The sequence below is a fragment of the Chitinophaga skermanii genome, from assembly GCF_003259335.1.
In the GTDB taxonomy this organism is placed as follows: domain Bacteria; phylum Bacteroidota; class Bacteroidia; order Chitinophagales; family Chitinophagaceae; genus Chitinophaga; species Chitinophaga skermanii.
Genome location: NZ_QLLL01000001.1, coordinates 965,656 through 986,370, shown reverse-complemented (window position 1 = coordinate 986,370; position 20,715 = coordinate 965,656). Strand labels below are relative to the sequence as shown.

At 39.3% G+C, this 20,715-nt stretch carries 14 protein-coding genes and 1 tRNA gene; 2 read left to right on the top strand and 13 right to left on the bottom strand.

The window, feature by feature from the left end; genetic code table 11:
• Positions 1-421: 421 nt before the first annotated feature.
• The 4 genes from LX64_RS03970 to LX64_RS03955 form a co-directional block, all read right to left on the bottom strand.
• Positions 422-1,981, bottom strand: coding sequence for a SusD/RagB family nutrient-binding outer membrane lipoprotein (locus tag LX64_RS03970; RefSeq protein ID WP_111596290.1), 1,560 nt, complete (start codon positions 1,979-1,981; stop codon positions 422-424).
• A 22-nt stretch (positions 1,982-2,003) separates the two neighbouring features.
• The gene (locus LX64_RS03965) at positions 2,004-5,348 is read right to left on the bottom strand and encodes a SusC/RagA family TonB-linked outer membrane protein (RefSeq protein ID WP_111596289.1); all 3,345 of its coding nucleotides are present in this window, start codon (positions 5,346-5,348) and stop codon (positions 2,004-2,006) included.
• A gap of 20 nt (positions 5,349-5,368) precedes the next feature.
• Entirely contained in the window at positions 5,369-6,340 is a 972-nt protein-coding gene (locus tag LX64_RS03960) for a FecR family protein (RefSeq protein ID WP_111596288.1), read from the bottom strand.
• A 76-nt stretch (positions 6,341-6,416) separates the two neighbouring features.
• Positions 6,417-7,001, bottom strand: a complete 585-nt coding sequence (locus LX64_RS03955; RefSeq protein ID WP_111596287.1) for an RNA polymerase sigma-70 factor — start codon at positions 6,999-7,001, stop codon at positions 6,417-6,419.
• Between the two features lie 328 nt (positions 7,002-7,329).
• On the opposite strand from LX64_RS03955, the gene LX64_RS03950 reads away from it, so the two are divergent.
• Positions 7,330-7,403, top strand: a tRNA-Asp gene (locus LX64_RS03950).
• 460 nt (positions 7,404-7,863) lie between these two features.
• Here LX64_RS03950 and LX64_RS03940 read toward each other — a convergent pair.
• From LX64_RS03940 to LX64_RS03930, 3 genes are all read right to left on the bottom strand, one after another.
• On the bottom strand, positions 7,864-8,532 hold the full coding sequence (locus tag LX64_RS03940) for a putative polyvalent protein kinase domain-containing protein (RefSeq protein ID WP_111596285.1): 669 nt from the start codon (positions 8,530-8,532) through the stop codon (positions 7,864-7,866).
• 263 nt (positions 8,533-8,795) lie between these two features.
• The gene (locus LX64_RS03935) at positions 8,796-9,713 is read right to left on the bottom strand and encodes a helix-turn-helix domain-containing protein (protein ID WP_111596284.1); all 918 of its coding nucleotides are present in this window, start codon (positions 9,711-9,713) and stop codon (positions 8,796-8,798) included.
• Between the two features lies 1 nt (position 9,714).
• Positions 9,715-10,689: an NADP-dependent oxidoreductase gene (locus tag LX64_RS03930; protein WP_111596283.1), complete on the bottom strand. Its 975-nt coding sequence runs from the start codon at positions 10,687-10,689 to the stop codon at positions 9,715-9,717.
• A gap of 44 nt (positions 10,690-10,733) precedes the next feature.
• Between LX64_RS03930 and LX64_RS03925 the strand changes: the two genes are divergently transcribed.
• Positions 10,734-11,519, top strand: a complete 786-nt coding sequence (locus tag LX64_RS03925) for a hypothetical protein (RefSeq protein ID WP_111596282.1) — start codon at positions 10,734-10,736, stop codon at positions 11,517-11,519.
• A 191-nt stretch (positions 11,520-11,710) separates the two neighbouring features.
• Here the strand turns inward: LX64_RS03925 and LX64_RS03920 are convergent, their stop codons facing one another.
• The 6 genes from LX64_RS03920 to LX64_RS03890 form a co-directional block, all read right to left on the bottom strand.
• On the bottom strand, positions 11,711-12,766 hold the full coding sequence (locus LX64_RS03920) for a ComEC/Rec2 family competence protein (RefSeq protein WP_111596281.1): 1,056 nt from the start codon (positions 12,764-12,766) through the stop codon (positions 11,711-11,713).
• 3 nt (positions 12,767-12,769) lie between these two features.
• Positions 12,770-15,445 (bottom strand): hypothetical protein, encoded by a 2,676-nt coding sequence (locus tag LX64_RS03915; protein ID WP_111596280.1) that lies wholly within the window; start codon positions 15,443-15,445, stop codon positions 12,770-12,772.
• Positions 15,446-15,471: 26 nt separating this feature from the next.
• Entirely contained in the window at positions 15,472-16,260 is a 789-nt protein-coding gene (locus LX64_RS03910; protein WP_111596279.1) for a hypothetical protein, read from the bottom strand.
• Between the two features lie 17 nt (positions 16,261-16,277).
• Entirely contained in the window at positions 16,278-18,077 is a 1,800-nt protein-coding gene (locus LX64_RS03905; protein WP_111596278.1) for an amidohydrolase family protein, read from the bottom strand.
• A 345-nt stretch (positions 18,078-18,422) separates the two neighbouring features.
• On the bottom strand, positions 18,423-19,640 hold the full coding sequence (locus tag LX64_RS03895) for an MFS transporter (protein ID WP_111596276.1): 1,218 nt from the start codon (positions 19,638-19,640) through the stop codon (positions 18,423-18,425).
• 76 nt (positions 19,641-19,716) lie between these two features.
• Complete coding sequence (locus LX64_RS03890; protein ID WP_111596275.1) at positions 19,717-20,646, bottom strand: helix-turn-helix domain-containing protein; 930 nt, start codon at positions 20,644-20,646, stop codon at positions 19,717-19,719.
• Positions 20,647-20,715 lie beyond the last annotated feature (69 nt).

The following is a 20,715-nucleotide window of genomic DNA, read 5'->3' as shown; positions in this document are numbered from 1 at the left end:
CAAATAATTCCCATGTAGTTTCTAAGTAACTTCCATGTAGTTTCCATGTAATTTCACCTAGTTTCCATGTAGTTTCCCTTATACTTCCCTTATGTTTCATCGTATAAACCCTTATGTTTCCTAGTGTTTCCCTTATACTTACCTTATTTGTACCTTATAGCAACCTTACGTTTTCCTTTCCATTCACCATTTATTCCATTAGAGGCGATTTAAGACCCTCAAATGACTTTAGCACCCGAACACACCAACTAAGGTAATTAACCGCATATTCACCCTTAAAATCGCCCAAAACGGATATTAATAAATGTACACGATGGGGCATAGCAAAACGGCTGCCATGCCGGGTTGTCATATACACTGCGAAAAACAAAAGGGTATACCGTACATGGTATACCCTTTCTATAAAATAAAAGTGAAACGCTTAGTTGGCTTTCAACAACCACATTACACCGTTCGTATTGTCGCCTTCTGGGAACTGGCGAACGATGGCATCGTTGAGGTTCTTTGTATTGTAGTTCAACTCTGCTGTAGGATACAACCAACGAACAGGTAATTTATCTGTTGGTGTATTCAAGTTTGTTTTGCTGTTAAGAATGAATACAGGGTAACCTGTTCTTCTATTTTCGTACCAAGCTGTATAGTTACATGCTTGTAAGAAGTTAGATAAATACTTCTGTGTAATGATTTGCGATAATTGTGTTTCGAAATCACCCGTTAATGCTACAGATGTTACATAAGATTGAATGTAAGCATCATCGATTTTCATGTTATGATGATAGTCGGCGTTGTCGGGGGTATAGAATGCTGTAAACTTCATCGCATCTGTAATACCATTTGCATAGTATGTTTGCGCCGGTGTACCGCTAATCCAACCACGCAAGGTAGCTTCCGCCAAAATAAACTGCAACTCGTTGTAAGCAAATACACTTACCGGTTCCGTGTTTACCATGTTGATATAACGGTTGTTCACATCAGAATAATCTTTCAACACGCGCATTGTTTGCAAATCGCTGAACGCATTCGATACTTCCGCACCAATGTATGCATCGTAGTCTGACATTGATTTACCTGCTGTAAGCTGTACCGGTGAAGGTTTAGCATAGTAGAACAAACGACGATCCTTTAATTGCTTCAAAGGATTGATAAGGTTAGCCGATAACATTACGTAATTGGATTTTACGTTCGGGTTACCAGAACCCGCCGGGATATCGGACCAAGGGTAGTTCTGACCGGCTGTTGCGTTGTATGTCATACCGAAATTATCGGCATAACTGCGCATCAATGGGCGTTGTGCTACTTCTTTAAAACGTTCAATTACTTTCAAATCAGCATCTCCTGTTTTCTTACACAAGTTCATTAACACGTGTAATTGGAAACTGTTAGCCAATCTTCTCCAAGTATCTACATTACCACTGTAAATAGGATCACCGTCGAAATTCGAGCCTTGTGAGAACAAGTTGTTAGCACTGTCTAACTGCGCTAAAATACCCAAGAACACTTCTTTCTGAGAATCGTATTTAGGGGTAATAATGTTGTCGGTTTCGCCTTTACCAGCTTGGCTGTATGGCATATCGCCAACTTGCATGGTAGTTTGGAAGAACTGCCATGCACTGATGAAATGACCCAATGCTTTGTATGATTTACGCATTTGTTCAGTGGTAGCGTATTTCAACATAGGGTCGATATTGCGCAACAAGGTGATACGGCTAAAGTTAGCACGACCAAACCTATTGTATTGCAAATCTTCCTGCCCTTCACCCCAAGTAATATACTTACCGAGTAAGAAAGGTTGCATGAAAGTTTTTTGCGTAGCAATGCTAGATCTTGTAACGTTCAAAATCATGCCCGTAGCGAGTGTAGCAGAGGTAACGCGGTCGGTTTTATTAGGATTGGTATTGATATCATCGAACTTCGAACAAGAAGCTACCAAGGTAGTAGCCAATGTTACAGGAAGTATATATTTTAAGACTGTACGTTTCATTGTTTTCTTTTTTGAAGATAGTTTAGAAGCCTACTTTAAAGTTTACGCCAATCATACGTTGTGAAGGCGAGTTGAGGTTTTCTGTATCAACATCCGGATCTGAATATTTGAACTTCGTGAACAAGAACAAGTTTTGTGCAGATACTGCCACAGAAGCATTTTTGATACCAGAGTTACCAAATACTTTCTTCGGAATGTTGTAACCGATGGATACTTCACGCACTTTTACGAAAGATTTCTTTTGCACACCGTAATCACCGGCATGGAATCTTTGTGTATAGGCTTGGTAAGAAGCGGCTACGTCGTTCTTTTCATACTTACGATCGTCATACACGATGTTACCAAAGTTGTCGTAACGAACGCTACCAGATACTACTTTCACACCGTTACCTACATAATTTTTCAAACCTTTCACTACTTCATCATAGCGCCAGTTGTTATCGGTAGCAGGGTGCGTACCTGTATCGTACATTTTATCGTCTACGTAGTTGTACATCACACCACCAATACGACCATCAACATTCAATGTAACAGTAAAGTGTTGGTGAATCAAGAAAGTGTTAATGAAACCAAAGCTGAATTTAGGATCTGTAAACCCGTATACTTTGTTGTAATCGCTGGTCATTGGCAAACCGTTATTATGGATCACGTTGCCTTGTGGGTCGCGAAGGAAGTAACGAGCTGTGTACGCGTCCATTCTTTCGCCTGAACGAACCCATGGGTTTTTAGAAGAATATAAAGAGTCTAAGTCTTTATAATACCTATGTTGGTTCGACCAGTTCAATATCGTGTTCCATTCGAAGTTTTTCTTCTTCACTACGCTAGCTCCCACGGTAATTTCCACACCTTTACGAACGTAAGTTTCGCCGGTGTTAATGAGGGTTGAAGAATAACCAGAAGATTCAGGAATGTTTACAACTGTTTGCTGGTTGTAGTAGTACTTGTTGAAGTAAGCTACATCTACGTTAATGCGCTTGTTGAACAAATACGCTGCGGTACCAATTTCCCAAGTACGCATAGAGCTCGGTAAAAGATCGGCACCTAACAAGTTGCTAGGATATGTAGCCGAGTTCATGTTGTTCCAAGCAGCGATGGTAGTTGTATACAAGCGATTAATTTGGTACACTTTCGCCGGTGTTTTGAAGGTAGCCCATGAACCACGGAATTTCCACATATCAACAAACTGCGGCATTTTGAAGAACTCCGACATCACTACGCTCGACCCGATAGAAGGGTAGAAGTAAGCACGGCTATCTTCCGGTTGTGTAGAGTTCCAGTCGTTACGACCCGTAGCATCGATGAACACCCTGTTTCTCCAACCGATACTAGCTTTACCGTATAATGAGTTGATTTGTTGGCGACCAGTTCCTTGTGTGAAAGTAGGTGCTTCAATAGAACCTGCTAAGCTAAAGAACCTAGGAGAAATTAAACCATTACGTGTAGCAGCAATCAATGAATCCGATCTTCTTAAATAAATCGTTCCACCGGCCATGGCATCAAAAGTGAAGTCTTTTACTTTTTTGCTATAGGTCAACAAAACGTCGTTATTCATGCTATAACCGTCGAAGTTCGACAATGCATAATAACCTCTTGCATTCCAGCCACCACGGGTAGAGAAGATATTAGCAGTAGGGTTGCTCATGGTTTCGCGGTTTTGGAACGCGTCGTACCCCATACGTACTAACAAGTTCAAATCTTTCGAGAACTTGTAGTTAGCCGTCATGCTAGCATTGAAGGTATTGTTCTTTACGCCGTATAATTTTTCGTAAGCGATCAAATAAGGGTTGTCGTACCAGTTGGTATACATCCAGTTTTGGGTTTGATCTTTTACTTTCCAATAGTCTTTATAATCGCGGATATCATACTCTGGACCCGTCCACATTGTTAACTGGTAGATATAACCTTGGTTACCATAACCAGACCCCCAAGTTTGTGGAGCTTCTTTTCGGCTGATACCCATGTGTGCTTCTAATGTGAATTTATCACCTGCTTTGATATCACCACCTACTGTGAAGTTGTAGATATTCATTTTCGCGTTCGGAAACTGACCTTTATTATAGATATGGTTCATCGAAGCGCGGAAGCTACCGTTTTTCCCGGTTTGCGTTACGTTGATGTTGTTATTCGTAATAACACCTAGCTCCATGAAGTTTTTGAGGTTATTGCCACCTACGGAATTTAAAGGCCTGTTTGCTTCGAATTGCTTCGTCACCGGGTTCCAATCGGTAGCGGTTTGACCAATACCTAAGCGTGGCCCCCAAACGTAGTCGTTATCAATTTTACCATTTTGGCCACGACCATAGTTTGTTTGCACCTCTGGGATCGCTAAGAAACCAGTTTGGAACATGGTATTGCTATTGATATTAACAGACAAACCACCTTCACCCATACCTCTTTTCGTAGTAATCAAGATCACACCACCCGAAGCACGTGAACCGTACAAAGCAGAAGCGGTAGGGCCTTTTAATACGTCGATAGATTGAATATCGTCTGAAGGAACATCTCTTAAAGTCATATTTCCATAAGGAACGCCGTCAATAACAAGCAAAGCTTCTTCACCACGCAATTCCAAGGTTGGAGCGGCAAAGAATTCTGTAGAGTTTTTGATTACCAAACCCGATACTTGACCAGTTAAAGAGGTAGCCATATCCACCCCTTTTACAGTTTGCACAGCATTACCGGTAACACGTTGAACAGCATAACCCAACGCTTTTTCTTGACGTTTGATACCCAAAGCCGTTACTACTACTTGATCTAATGCAATGCTAGATTCGTGTAAAGCAATGCTAAGGTTAGCTTGACCAGCGAATGTTACTTCTAATGGTTGGTAACCGATTAGGCTAAATACGAGTACATCACCGTTGTTCACCCCGTCTAACGAGAATTGGCCGTTACCATCGGTGATGGCGCCACGGCTAGTACCTTTTACTCTAACGGCTACACCCGGTAAAGTACGACCTACTGTATCCTTTACAGTACCTTTCACAAGAGCCGCGGGTGCTTGCCAAAAGGGGGCGTCGGCCTTTTTAGTAGCCGGTTGGTCGTTTGCGATGATGTATAATTTATTATTGATGCGTTTGCACAAGAGGCCGAGTGGTTGGAGGTACTCGTTCAGTTTCGCATCGATGTTACCGGCATTAAACTCTGCGAGCGCAGGGTGTTCTACCATTTTGTCCTTTACCAGGTTCGTGCGATAACTGAAACGCACATCAAATTTCCCTTCAAGGGTACTGATAAATGATACCAGGGAAACTGCATTCGGTTGGTGCGAAGCAGCCTGTGCTAAGGGCGTAAAATACCCCGTGAAGCAGCATAGCATTGTCATTACCAATACCAGCTTGCAGCTGATTGATTTAATTGTTTTCATACAAATTTACTTGCTAGTCGTTAGTTGTTCACTATGATTTGTTGATCCTTAACAGTAGTTTTTATGTTAAATGTTTGTTCTAATGTTGACAATACTTGTTGAAGGTTATTCGTTGACAAGTACCCTGTAAATAATTCTTTTCTCATTTTCGAGCCTGTGAATGTTACGCTATAGCCGTAATGCTGCGCAACTTGATGTAAAACTTCTTGCAGGGAAGTTCCGTGGAACGCCATCAAATGATCTTTCCAGGCGGTGTAGTATAACGTATCAATTTTTTTATTAACCAATAATTCCCCGTCTTTCAAATAAGCCATATCGCCGGGCGATAGAACCTTAGATGTTTGTTTGTTCGTCACCTTAACGGCGCCGGAACTGAGTACCACATAAGGATGCCCATTGTTGGTGTTTACGTTGAAAGAAGTGCCCAAAACGTGCACATTCAAATCTTCGTTGGCGTGAATGATAAACGGTTTATTAGCGTGCTGTTGCACGTTGAAAAATGCCTCTCCTTCCATCCAGATTTCTCTTTCGCTGCGCGATAAAAAATCTTCATGGAGGCGCAAGGTACTTTTTTGTTTCAAGTAAATCGATGTTCCATCTTGCAAAGCCACTAATTTAATAGTGCTGGCATTGTTGTGGTAGGTGATAATTCTACTTTCACCCATCGATAATTTATACATCAACCCTATACCGGCCATAGGAATAATAGCGGCAGCTACTTTTACCCATGTACGTTTCCAGAAAGGCACTACGTTGGTATTTGCCACTTCCGGGATGTGTTGTATAATGTTGTTGAAGATGTTATGGGCTTCATTCCCGGTCATTTTCAACGTAGTATCTTCTTGATCGAAAGCGATATCGTTTTCGTTGGGAAGATCATTAGCTTGGGCGCGTTCGATGGTATTGAGCAATAGCAAGCGTTCTTCCAGCGAGATGGAATCATCTGCCAGCTTTTGAAATAATGACTTGATATGCACGGTTTGTTTATCCATGTGAAAATGCGCCTATATAGATAATACGATTAAGTGAAAGGGATGTACGATCGTGTTGGAAAATATTTTTTCTTTTCTATGCCATCATAGTAAAAACCGCTACCAGCATAGCAATATCGGCATGTTGGTAAAGGTATTGGCGGATAAAACGGGATGCCTTCGTTAGTTGATCCTTGACGGTATTGGAGGAAATACCGAGTTGACTAGCGATTTCGGTATTGGAAAGGCCGTTGAGTTTGCTGAGTTTATAAATGAGTTGTCGTTGCCCGGGAAGCTGCGCGATTGCTTGCATGCGCATCTCTTCGAGTTGTTTATAGTACAAATCGTTGTGGCTGGTGGCGGGTTGTTCTTCGTAAGATTCGAGGAAATGTTGCCGGAACTTCTCGTCGTGCACCGCTTTTTTAAGTTGATCGAGGATAATGTTTTTGGCGATCTTATAAAGGAAAGCTTTGATAGACAGGGAAGGGTCGAGTGATGCTTGTTTCACCCAAACTTTGAGAAATACCTCTTGCACCACGTCGAGCGCTATTTCGCGGGAGGTGGTGAGTTTGAAAGCGTATGCAAAGATTGCATCGCTGTATTTTTGATACAAAGTATGAAAAGCCGGCAGATCGTTGTTTACGATCTTCTCGCATAATTCTTCATCCGTTGGCTGAACCATTGGTACAACGCTTTTGGTTGGGAAAAAATCACTGTATTGGTCGCAAAAGTATATAAATCCTGTTCATGAAATATTCATCGACTAAGCTATAACCCCCTATTTAAAATAAAGATAACATGGAACATCGTGGAACGAGGAATAAATATATAAAAGGATTTTCGAAGTTTGCAAGTAAAATTTTCTCGTTCTCAATAGAATTATTTTTCCGCCACATTCCTTTACCACAGCTAGTTTGAAAATTATTTTTCAATTTCCTCGCATTAAATTTGTTTTATTGAATGATAAATCTATATCTTCGCGTCCCGAATTGCTGGAAACAGTATATCGAGGATCGGTAGTTCAGTTGGTTAGAATGCCGCCCTGTCACGGCGGAGGTCGCGGGTTCGAGTCCCGTCCGGTCCGCAGAAATTAAAAGCCTTCAGATTATTCTGAAGGCTTTTTGTTGAATCGATTTTTCCCATAACAAAGATCAGGCTGGACCATCTCCCCATTGTCACCAAGAGGTTTTAATCCAAAGTTTGACCAACTGAGCTCCAATAGAGTATTAATTCCTTCCAATATGGAATATCTTTACCGGCTAACTTTTGTTCTTAAATGTCAAACACTTTCCTTAATTCATCCCCATACTCAGCATAATAGCATTGATCTTCTTTATCAAACACCGATATGTAGTGATCCAAATGATTTGTGATCTCATTGAGCAGATACAACCGAAGATCCCATCCATATATAATAGTACCAGGGGCATAAACAGAGAGGATGGGACTATCAGCCAGGCTTGTCTGACTAACTAAAAATCTATGTAAAGTAAGCGGTAGTAATTTTGGCGTTAATCCATCAGCATCCAAAAAACAGGCAATAATTATTGCTCTTGAAAAGCAGTATAGAATACAGTATCAATAAAAAAAAGTGTATTGGAATTGACTATAACATTCTCGTCGTGTATATCCTCAAGTATCAAACCTAGTTCCTTATTATAATAGTTATTAGTGGGCAGTCCTTTTCTTAATGTATTTTCAAAACCATTGTATGCCAGTAATTTCTTAACATCTGATAAGTCAACTACATCGCCTGCTGTCACAAATGGTTGTTTTAAGACAGCAAAGAAATCATCTTCAATTTCAATAAATCCAAGAAAAGTATAAGCTGTATTGGGGAAAAGGAGATTGTGAATTACTATACTGTTAAAGAACTCCAGCCAGGTAGCGTAGTAAATTCCATCATTGATTTTAATGACACTTTTTGTTTCTTCTTCAAAATAAACTTTTGCTTCACCTCCTCTGGCAAGAAATTGAGATTCACTTGGGGCTTGTCCTATTAATAGAGCGTTTTCTGAGGCATATTTCCTTAAGAATTCGACCTGCTCTTTTTTTGAGATTGACTTACTTTCGAAGTCTCTCTTAACCGTTGTACTTGTGCTAAAGCTTGAGCATAGGATATTTCTGGTTGCTGTGCAATTATCCGTTGCCCCCTCAATGATAACTCCGTCAATGATATTTTTAAGTTTACTTCTGGTATCATTAATATTCATTTCATGTAAAATTACCAAAAAAAAGGAAAACACGCGAATACGCTATTCAAATGAATATAAACATTTGTAAATCAAATAAATATATTCATATATTTAAATATACTCATTGTGAAATGAAGCTATTTTCTCCAGATCTGATAAGACTAAGTTCGAAAGTTGTCCCTTCTAATAAAGCCCAATTCTCTTAACTAAGAATAATAAGTATATTTAAATTCCCCCAAGGCTGGTGAATGGAAAATTTAACAACCCTGCTAAAAGTTGTCCTACTTAAACCCCTGCCTAAATTCCAAAGGTGATTGATTCGTTTTCGCTTTAAATAATTTACTGAAGGATTGCGGGTGTTCAAAACCTAATTCATAAGCAATTTCGCTGACCGACATATCGGTTGTAGTTAATTTTTCTTTGGCTTTCTCAATGGTTTTTTCTTGGATGTGTTGCTGGGTACTTTGGCCCGTTAACATTTTAAGTACACGACTTAAATAACTGGCAGATACGTGGAGATTATCGGAAATATACTGTACCGTTGGCAGACCAGTATGAAGCGACTCATCGTTTTTGAAATAGTCATTCAACAATGTTTCGAAACGAACGAGGAGTTGGTGATTTGATTTCTTACGGGTTATAAACTGGCGATGATAGAAACGATCGGCATATGTAAGCAATAATTCGATATGGGCAATCATTACATGCTGACTGTGATTGTCGATATTCGATTGATATTCCTGTTGGATATTTATGATGATATTATTTATGGTATCTTCTTCTTTACCAGACAAGAACAGGGCTTCACCTACCGAGTAATCGAAGAATTCGTATTGTTTTATTTGTTTGGCCAAAGGCATATTCCATAGGAAATCGGGATGAATAAGCAATATCCACCCTGATTGTAATAATTCTCCGCTTTCACCAAGTTCAATACTAAACACTTGCCCAGGGGCCATAAACGACATCAAGCCTTCATCAAAATCAAATTGTTGATGGCCATATTTCACCTTGCCATTGGTTCTTTTTAGGGCAATCATGTAGAAGTCGAGCACTAAACTCATAGGTTCATCAACATGTAAATGGCGCGCATCTTCAACATTCACCACGCTAATTAATGGGTGTTGAGGATTGGGCAAGTTTCGAAACCGGTGAAACTCGCTAATTGATTTAAACCTATGTATACGCTCGCCTGTCATTTTATTGTTCTTTTCTCACTTCTATGATTAATTTACCGCGCACATGCCAGCTTTCGCTTTCCCTGTGTGCTTCGGCAACTTGTTCCAGTGGGAATATTTTGCTAATAATCACCTTTACGTTGCCTTCATCGATCAAATTTGCAATCTCCTTAAGGTATTCAGCAGCAACAAATGTTCCTTTCCCTCCTACCAATTCCCCTGTTGCATGTTTTGCATCGAGTGCAGCTTTTACTTCATCACTAAAGGGGAAATCGATATTTACACTAACCAATACACCGCCGTCTTTTAATACTTGCACGTTTTTCAAACGTTCTCCTTCATCGCGAAGTGGGGAGGCATCAAACACAACATCAATATCCCGTAACAAATCTTCAAATGCTTGGGTTTTATAGTCAATTACTTCGTCGGCACCAAGCTGTTGTAGGAATTCAATATTGCTAGTGGAAGCCGAGGCAATTACATATGCACCTTTCGCCTTAGCAAACTGTACAGCAAAACTGCCAACACCACCAGATGCACCTCGAATGAATATACGCTGACCTATTTTCAGTTTACCGAGTTCAAAGTTACCGGTCCACGCTACCATGGCAGCTAAAGGAACACCGGCCGCTTCGTTAAAGCTAATGTTTTTGGGCTTTAATGCAAACTGGTTAGCCTTAGCAGCCACAAATTCAGCATAGCTACCATTGCCTGGGAAGTTAGGTACGCCATATACTTCATCTCCCTTTTTAAAAGTTGTTACTGCTGCTCCTACTGTTTCTACGATACCTGCTGCATCCCAACCTAGGGTTAAGGGTAGTTTTAGGATGGGTTTCAAGAAGTCGTTCCCACCTTCCCGGATAACCCAATCGACAGGATTAACACCACTGGCGTATACTTTAATTAAGATCTCGTCGGCTTGGGGAACTGGGTGTTCTATTTCTTCAAGTTGCAAGACTTCTACACCTCCAAATTCATGAATTCTAACTGCTTTCATTGTACTTCTTTTTAGTGTTAACAAAACTCCCAAAGAATTAATGAATGCATGTAGCTGAATCTTGCTTAGTTGTAGCTATACATGACTTAACTGGTGAAATATGGTTAACTCGCCATACTTACCTCCATACTTTCAAAGCAGGTACGATTATGATAAATAAAATGCAAAACGTATATTTAGTTATAAAATATAATACTTTGATCCCAGATTTAACCTTACAATTGCTTATTAAGCAAGAATTTAACCTAAAGACACTCCGTGTAACCCAGCAATACCTTGAAATTATGGATGTGCATTATGATGATGGTTTACCTACCATTGAGAGAATTTCTAGAAGTAGAAAAGATGGTATAACAGTAGCGTATGTTAAAGTTGTAAATGAACACTTCTATTTAGCTGTATACATCGACGAAGCAAATGAGAAGATTGTAAACATTGGAACCGAAGCAAGGAATACGGTTGTTTTCCGTGCAAAATCAAAAACACTTAGTGGTGATCACTTAGCGGCAATGACAACCTTACCGATAGATTTCAAACAAAATAAAGGTGATTTATTAAAATTTAGTTTGCTTGATATCGCACCTAGCATAAAAGTAGGTCCTGTAGAAGAAAAGCTAAGCGAGTTACTGGATTTAATAGCAACAGATAAAGAAGGGGTCGCCAATTTGGTGACTACCGCCAATGGAAACATTCAAGTAATCATGGATTTTCATGGAGGCAACCAAATATTAGGCGGAGTTGCGCTCAGTGAAGAACACATCCAGAAAATGGCACAATTAAATCTAAGTTTCAATTTCTTTGTAACATCATGGGGTAAACGTTTCAAATAATTCTTTGCTGTCCATTGCAATATCCCCCTATTTACTTGCATCAGATGCAAGGATTAGTCGCTTAGGGCAATTAAAAATGTACAAAATGTTAACCATGAACCCATCACATAGAATTTCTTAATTACGCCAGGATATGGAATTACTGAATAAATTAGTAGCTATAGTAAAGGAATAAACTGCTATGCTTAGTACTATAAATGAATAGAAATCCCAGGTTTGCCATCATCCGTAGGATAACGAGCAACAAAATTCAATTGTCCTTGCAAGGCGGGATCTTTCCAACGTGTATTATATTCCGATGTGTAGTTGAAATACAATACACAACCCGGCTGTGTTTCAACTACATTTTGAATGCATGCTTCGTCGGGTAAATGATGTATACTGCCATTAGATGAAACAAGTATATGTTTAGCCATCAGCGCTTCTGCCAATTTACGCGTAGTGCTTCTTTGACTGCCATGGTGTGCTAGCTTCCATGCATCTAGTGTAAAGCGAGGTTCGCCACGCTGTGCTTTAAGTAATTGAATAACTGGAAGCAACTCATCGGAAGGGGCATCGCCTGCAAAAAGGCAGGATTTTCCTTCATAAGTACCAATAAAAGCAATTGAGCAAATGTTAGCAATGCTCTTATCTGGGCTTCCGCTGCCACCTAACACATCGGAAGGTGCTGCAGTATACCGTGTTTCCTTTTGCCAACGGGCGTCAACAGTTTCTTTTGCTTCAATCTTCGCAATTTCCTTTTTCCAATCTACATAGAGTTTTTGTAAGGCTTTTATGGAAGGCGTTAATAAGGTTAGTGTAAAGCCACTACAATTTATAACCGGTAAAGCATTCGGATCACGTATAACGACAGCTTTTCCTCCAAAATCTCCATTATGAACTAGTTGGCGATCGGCTATTAACTTGGACAAGTATTCTCCTTGCAAAGCACCTAGTATACTACCGCGAATTTCAGGTTGGTTGATTTGAGCAAAACCATTGAACCAAATCTGTTTTACTGTAATGGGTAATGGCGATTGGTTAAGGAAGGTAATAATACCATCGATGTGATCAATATCGGTATGCGTGACGATTAGTAATTCTATTGTTTTTATGTTGGGGGCTACGCGTTTCAAACCGGCCATCATACCGGAATACCCATAATAAGGTCCTCCATCGATGAGTATATATTTAGGATCGACTTGTGTGCCGTATTCAATCAAAATGGCATCGCCGAATAGGGCTGGTAGTAAGTGAATATTGTACATTTTTTATGCTACTTTAATTTTCCAGTCGGCGTCGCCGTGTGCTAATAGTGTTAAACTCATCATCATACCTTTCGCTAATAGGCGCTGACGTAAGCGAAGTACAACTTCACCGAAACGGAGTTCCTTCCCTGCTTCATCTCTCAATATTGTCACTAACTCAATCACGATAGCCGTGGCTACTTCCCCTTTTATTTTGGTGAAATTGGATAAGACAATGGCGGCGCCTTTACGTTGAATAAAACTAACCGTATCGAATAAGTAAGCGTTGGTATCAGTGGATTCGCAACCAATTAATACAACAAAAGGTGGCTGCTTATTGGCTGCTACATTTAAATAGCTTTCATCGAATTGGGTTTGTGTGAGGAAATCTTGGTTTGCGATTTCTAGTTGTTGTACACCTACATCATCGTTCTCTTCAATATGAACGACGAGTATAAGCGTATCGGGGTTGACTTGTGGAATTTCCAGTAACCAATTAGCCCAACCGGTAGCCTCTCTTGGTGTTACCGGAGCTCTATCATGAAGAGCCTTTTTCATTTTATCATAGCTACCTGGCTCTACATTATTTACTTTACTTGTGCAGGCGTATAATGTTCTATTAAGTACTTCTAGTGTGCCTTTTGAAGTAGACGGTGAAAATGTCAGTTTAAAATCTTCCTCACCACCTTTTACATTCGTAGGAAATTGATGCCGCTCTACTATATAGCGCAATCCCCAGAAACCTGTTGGGCAAACCACTTTTTTATGATCTACATTCTTGGTTACACACTGGCAAGTAGTACCTTTCATGAGCGCTTCTTCTGCATACTCACACAATGTAGCATCTTCTAATGGTGCTTTAAATGTATAAGCTAAGTCGATTGGTAAATACTCATTTTGGTTGCTTAGCAATTGAATAGGCCCACTTATCTTTACTTCATTTAAGAAATTGGTATAGAGCATGTAACCTTGGTTAGCAAGTTTGATAAGCAACTTAATATTGTCTTCCGAATTTAAAGCAGTTTGGTCTTGAAATAAGGCACCTTTTTCTATGGTATCTTTCATTTTCTCTACCAGTTTTTCAATACTGGAGGCATACCTTAATTCTATGTATTTGTTATTATGCATAGCAGGTAATACCGTATCATCACTCCCTTTGGCATCTATATAAATACTAGTGGTAAAATCTGTTCTATTCTCCAACTGGTTCAAATCTTCGTTTAGTATGATTTGTGTTACCAATACAGGTTTCTCCAATTCAACTACTTCCCCAGGCGTAGTAATAGCAACACGGTACTTTACCTTTTGCAGTAAACGAGTTTTATGGTAAGCATATATATCAGCCTCAAAAACACCAGCTTCATTAGCAGCGATACAATCTAGTAATGCAATGGTACTATCGCCTGAGCGAGGCAGAAGGATACGGCGATTATACTTTTTCTTTTCGGCTAAAACATCTATTACAAGATCGATATTCACTCTATTAATAGTAAGATCGGTAAACAGTTGCTCTTCACGGATTTGATTATTTGTTCTTGTCCATAAAGGAGAATCAACGCCTATGCTAATTTTCATTTGAAATGCATTCCCTGCCAATAGATGATCTTCAATTGGATTACCATTTTCGTCGAATATCGCAACGCGCAAATAACGGGGAGCAGCAGGTCCTGTTGGTGGAACCGGTGTTTTTCCACCATTATTTCCGCGGGGCGTAGAAGGCAAAGAGGTAGGTGGTACAGTCTGCCCTCTTCCACTACTTTTCCCAAACACATCATCATCATCACCATCTATCTCAAAAGGTAAATCATCATTATCTCTTTCATCTGAATCCTCATCACCTGGTGTTATTACAAGATCATCTAAGTCGTCAATTACTGGAGGCTTTGTTTCCGGCGTTTCTTCCGGTATATAATTAGGTAGTTCAATTTCACCATCTGCTGTACTAGGTAGCTGAAACCCGATTCGCTTTAACTTTGTGCTAATTGTGGATACAACTTTTGCAAACACTTTACCATCCTCTATTTGATAAGATTCTCCGTTTGATTGAAGATAATTCCCAATGTCTTGTAGATTCATATTTACCAAACCCTTTCCCGGCAATTCAATATTAATCGGAATAAATGGACCCGTTTTATGAACTTTAATGAGCTTTTGACCGAGGTCTACTGCGAAATAAGAAAGTTTAGTTCTATCGTTTAAATCATTGGCAACATATGCTCTTACATTCACATTAGCGCCCTTAAAGGAAGCCATCGCTTCTTCTACACCTTTGTTTAATGAAAGTTCGAGCATGAACCTTGCATACCAGGTTTCCAATTTCAATGCAGTTTGTACATAATACAAACCACCGGCATCTACTAGGCTTGTCCAGTTCTTCGATAATTTATCAATGGCTCCCCAGTCCTTTCTTATGAAAAAGGATTCTTTTTCAATAATGATAATAACTGAAGTATTCAGTTGAGTTAAATACTTAGAATGATCAAAAAAGTGACGTGCTTCTTCTATTCCATCAAACAACAACACATTCCAATTATACACTTGTTGTGCTCCTAAGCTAGCTACATCAGCATATTGTATGATATTTGGGTCAGTGGCCACCGCAACAATTCCATCTTTACTAAGATCAATTACACCTGTTTTCACCGGCCATTCCCAACCTGTATTGGCTGCATTGGGAATATTGATTTTCTTAAAGCTCATAAGTATCGGATTTATAGATCGCATATTTAAAAACCTGGTAAGAGCACTTGTACCTCATCTTCTTCCTCCCCAGCACTAGGTTTGCCACCTAATACAGAACCATTTCTATTCGGATCCCTCTTCGTATCACGTACTGTTAGTTCCATTTCAAAATCAACTTTGGGTGTACTGTATCGATGCTTATTAATACCAAGTGTATCAAAGTCGCCATGCAACACAGTATAACTATTTATGATAGTACCTAAAGGCTTATCTTCTACACCTTGTAAATGAGTACCTACCACCTTTGTAATACTCGTGATTAAATCTAAAGCAGCTGTTACTGGTGTTGCTTTGGAAGCCATTGTAGCGAGTTGACTGGTAATAGATTTATAATCGGGATCTGATTTTACTTTCGCCATGATTTCTCCTGCTTCGCGCAAGCCTTTTTTAGACTTCATAACTGAACAAAAGGCGTGAAGCTGCGTAGGACTTTTTGCTTTTTTGGAAGGCGCTTGCCAATAGTAAATTGTTTTATTAATGGGTAAAGCTTCATGGTCACCAATACGAGGAAAACCTTGTAAATCGATACCACCAGCTAACTGGTTATCGGCATCACCGACCACAATAACTAAACAATACAAACTAGCTTTCCCTGGAAAACCAAGGAATGCAGGTGTATTATTATCTTTAATAAACGGTGGTAGTAAACGTAGTTCAACGCCGCTTACAGATCCAGAATCGTCAATAGTTCCACCTAACACGGAACTCTTATTTACTTCCTTGGGTAGTGATGTTCTATACAATACATCTTTTGCAAAAAAATCGATTGCCATGGTGTAATATTTTGAGGTTATCGTTTCAAGAATTCGCGGGGATTATCACGTGCAATAAGGTCAAATTCCGCTTCTGATAAACCATTCATCATATCTGCCAACATCAGTTTATCAGACTTATGATTACGCACTACATAGAAATCTGTTCCATAGAGTACCTTTTTCAGTAGCCCATCATTGCGAAGTGTTTGACGAAGTAGAGGAATTACATCTTCGGTACCGTGTAGTATATAGCTAATATCTGCGTATACATTACTATGTTGTAACATGAGCGTACTAATAATGGAATACCAATCTGCCTTCTTCCATAATTGCTCTGCCAATCCTCGTTTAATCTTATCATTTTCATCCTTTATTGTGATACCTTCTTTTTTTGTATTCAACTGTTGTGCATAATTATCCCTGTCTTTCTCCATAAACTTGAGCCACTCATCTTCGCCACCGTAGTGGCCAAAGCAAAGTTTCAAATGCTTTAGGTCTTGTTCAATTGTATTATCTCCAGGACTGTAACCAAATAATTCCTGTATTCTTGGATCTTTAGCTTGTGCGACTAATTTGGTAAGCCATTGTTTATAAAGCAAGCAGGCGTAATTCATGGGATGCGTAAAAATTTCTTGTACTTCTACAGGCCGCATATGATGTAGGCGTAATGGTTTGAAGTATTTATCCAATACAGGTTTACTATTATCCTGGTCGCCTTCATATTGTTCGAATACAGGATGTGTATCCCATTCTTTTTTCTTTTTACCGCGGTAGAAGATTGTTCCACGAATGCAGTGTGTAAGGATTGGGATACCGTTATCAGCTGCGTATTTCCAAAGGGGCAATAGCCTTTCGTCGAATGGGAAATATCCAAGGGCCGGGTAAATTTTAAAGCCACTGAATTCCTTATCCTCGATATAGGTTTTGATGAAGCAGGGTTTTAGGACTACTTTCCCCTCTACTACTTCATAATCGAAAAATGTTTCGTTACCCACCTTTTCTCTTCGTGGATCAACGAATACAAACGGGAAAATACGGTTGGGGTGTTTTACTTTGATCGCGGCTAATTCTTCCATTTGTTTGCCATATGGTTTGGGCGGATTCCCAGCCCCCATAAACTCCATATCCATTGGTAACACCACCATTCCAGCTCCTTCCGGGTATTGTTTGATCAACCGGTCGAAAATCCTGCTTTGGTCTTTATACCTTGAGAAACGAACGATATTCATATAGCGTTTCAGCATAGCCGTGGTTTCCTTACCCGGCAACATTTTGAAGAAACCGGAGAATTTCTTCAAAAGAAACAATAGCAAGTTTTTGCCAGATGGGAAGAATGTTAGTAGTATTACTAGCAATAAACCTTTCAAAAGCCAGCTATTTGTAATAATTAAAATGCCATGAGCATCAAGCCAACCGATAATTTTATCCGGGGTGTTGGTGCTAATATCTTGCTCGTGTAAGTAATCGCTTATATAGATATTATAGAATTCGTGGAACACACTAATTATTATGATGACTCCTACCAAAAACTTAATGGCCCCTAAAATATGAGAGCGGGTAGTAGCAATTTTCGCACGGTACAACATTTCTCGTAGTACGATATACCAACGCTGGCCCGGCCAGCGGTAAGGACTTTTTTTGCTATTGAAGTACCATTGTACAAGTTTCACTAACACCGTAATGTTTAATAAATAGTAAAATGGCGGTGGAACAAAAGATTTCGCGATGTGAGGGGGTACAGTTTCTGATGTAAAAATATGCGTATGACAATTAATCATGGGGGCTTTGTCCTTTTTTACGCAATCGCATGTAGTCGTTGTTTGTTTCAATGACATGTTTAATTCGAGGTTAAGGTTGATTGGGATGATAATAGTATTCTTTACTATTAATGCTTACGAAATAATTGGTAGCATGAACAACATCACCTATACAATGATTATTATGGGGATTTGCTACCTGGGAAAAATAAAAATGTATACTGTCGCTATTTGGGATATTGATATTTGGGGCCCATCTTGCTCTTCGACTTCCAACAGTAAGTTAAGTAAAAAACCAATATATAACTATATCACCTTCGTTGTAGCAGTAAATTATTATAGTAAAGGGAAGACCTGCTATTCAAATGATTAAAATATGATATAAAAAAAGGAAGTAACTGTAATTACTTCCTTTCAATAAATTTATAAACTAAGACTGGGTTTACGTAACTGTCGTTGTTTCCACCTCACTAGTCCGACCACCACCAATGATAACATCAGCGACATGAGCATATACCGTAATGAGATATCACCTTGGGTTTCCATTTTACCAGTTTGTGATAGTACATAACCCGAAAACGAGGTAATTACATATACTAGGCCTCCAATCAATCCCCCGGCTAAGCCTGCATGTTGAGGAAAGGCTAATATATTTTGTGTAAAGAAGATGGTATATAATAACCCTGAACAAATATGGATTAAGAAGGCAAAAAACATAAATCCCCATAGTGAATGCATCACTAGCCCAGCTACCATTAACAAAATGGTTAAAACTAACTGTGTGCTACCTGCTACTAGAATTTTTTTATTAAAATCTACCGCTACTAATCGTTTGCCAATAATACCACCTATCATCCAAGAAAAACCTAGGATTAAAGTACAATATCCAATTACTACTGAATTATGATGGAAACTATGTTCAATTACAAATGGTCCTGCTATATTGAATACCATCACTACAGAATAGCTCAAACCCAATATCACGATACCTATTAAGAAAGGAGCATTGCTTAACATTTCAACATAATCACGGCGGATCTTTTGTAAGTCGAATTTCTTTTTCTCGATCAAAGTTTCACCACTAAAAATCAATTCCAGCACCAGCAATACGAACGTGTACAAAGCTAAGAAGTAAAAATTCGCTTGCCAGTTGAAGAGTTGTTGTAAGAAGCCGCCTAAAAACGGTGCTATAATTGGACCTAACGACCATACTATTGTAAAATAGCTCAAGTAGTTTTTACGCTCATCGCCCTCGTACATTTCTACGAATAGCGCCCGTTTAGCCACGATCAAGAAGGCTGTACTAACACCTTGTACGATTCTTAAGGCACAAATCAGTTCCACACTACGTGTATTGGCAATGATTAAAGAAGAGAATAACATAACTACTAATGAAATCATAGCAGGCTTATATCTTCCTAGGCTGTCTAACAAACTGCCTACAAACATTTGTCCTAAGCCGTAACTCATAAAAAAGCAGGTAAGTGTTAACTGTATTCTATCGGCGGAAACATTTAAATCCTTTGCCATCGAAGGGAACGAAGGCAAATAAATATCTGTAAAAAATCCAGACAAGGGGATACAACTAAATGCCAAAATCGTTGCGATCTTTTTCCTCCTTGCTGACGCTTGCTGTAACATATATCTAATTTGATCACAAAATTATTGCGGTGTAGCTTGTATACGATTAGAACAATCAAAGAGATCATTACAAAAATCAAATATGACCGTTCCTGCCGGCTTGCCTATATTGCAAAGGTGTTGTTTGGGTTAGTTTTTTGAAGAAATTATTGAAATGTGCGGGTTCATCAAAGCCAAGACAGTAGCCCACTTCAGAAATATCCCATTGGGTATTCAATAACAAAGTTTTAGCTTCTTCCACAATTCTACTTTTGATAATATTAGTAGTAGTATGACCCGTAGCCCCCTTAATTACAGCATTCAAATGATTTACATGCACGTTAAGTACCTTCGCGAAATCGGCGGCGGATTTCATTGTTAATGGGTTCTCTGGAGAATCTAAAGGAAACTGTTGATGGAGCAGTTCATCGAAGTTTTTGAGTAAACGGGATGAAGCCGGTAAGTCGTTGGGGGTTAAAGTATCTGCGGGATGTTCAACCAATATGGTGTGCATTAGTAAGCATAACAAGTTGCGTACAGCTTCATATTTATATGGATACTCGCCTTGCGCTAAAGCTAACATTTGCTCAAAGTATACTTTAATCAGCGTTAACTGCTGCTCATCTAGGAAGATGACAGGTTCGCTCCAAGCCTTAAATAAAGGGGAACGTTTGAAAATATCGAATTGATAATGTTCGTTAAAGAATTCCTGGTTGAACAAACAGTAATAGCCATCTTGCTCATCGGACATACTCACCCATGAATAAGGAACAGCAGGGCAAGGAATGAGTAAAGCTGGGCGATCTATGAGAATAGTATTACCACCGTAATTAATTTCACCTACACCTAGGATGAGCGTGATTTTGTAGAAATCGCGCCGGTTGTAAGGCGTTTTGAAGTTGCAGTATTTCCTGATGTTGACGTTGAAGTGGGATTTTCCAGTTTCAATATCTGCCGTACTGAAGGGAAATTGAATCGATGAACGATCACGGTAAAAGTCACTTAATGTCTCCAATTGCCGACTCATGCTTGCAAAATTACCCCAATTTGCCGATTTATCAATAAACCGGCGTTTATATACAACCAGGTGACAATT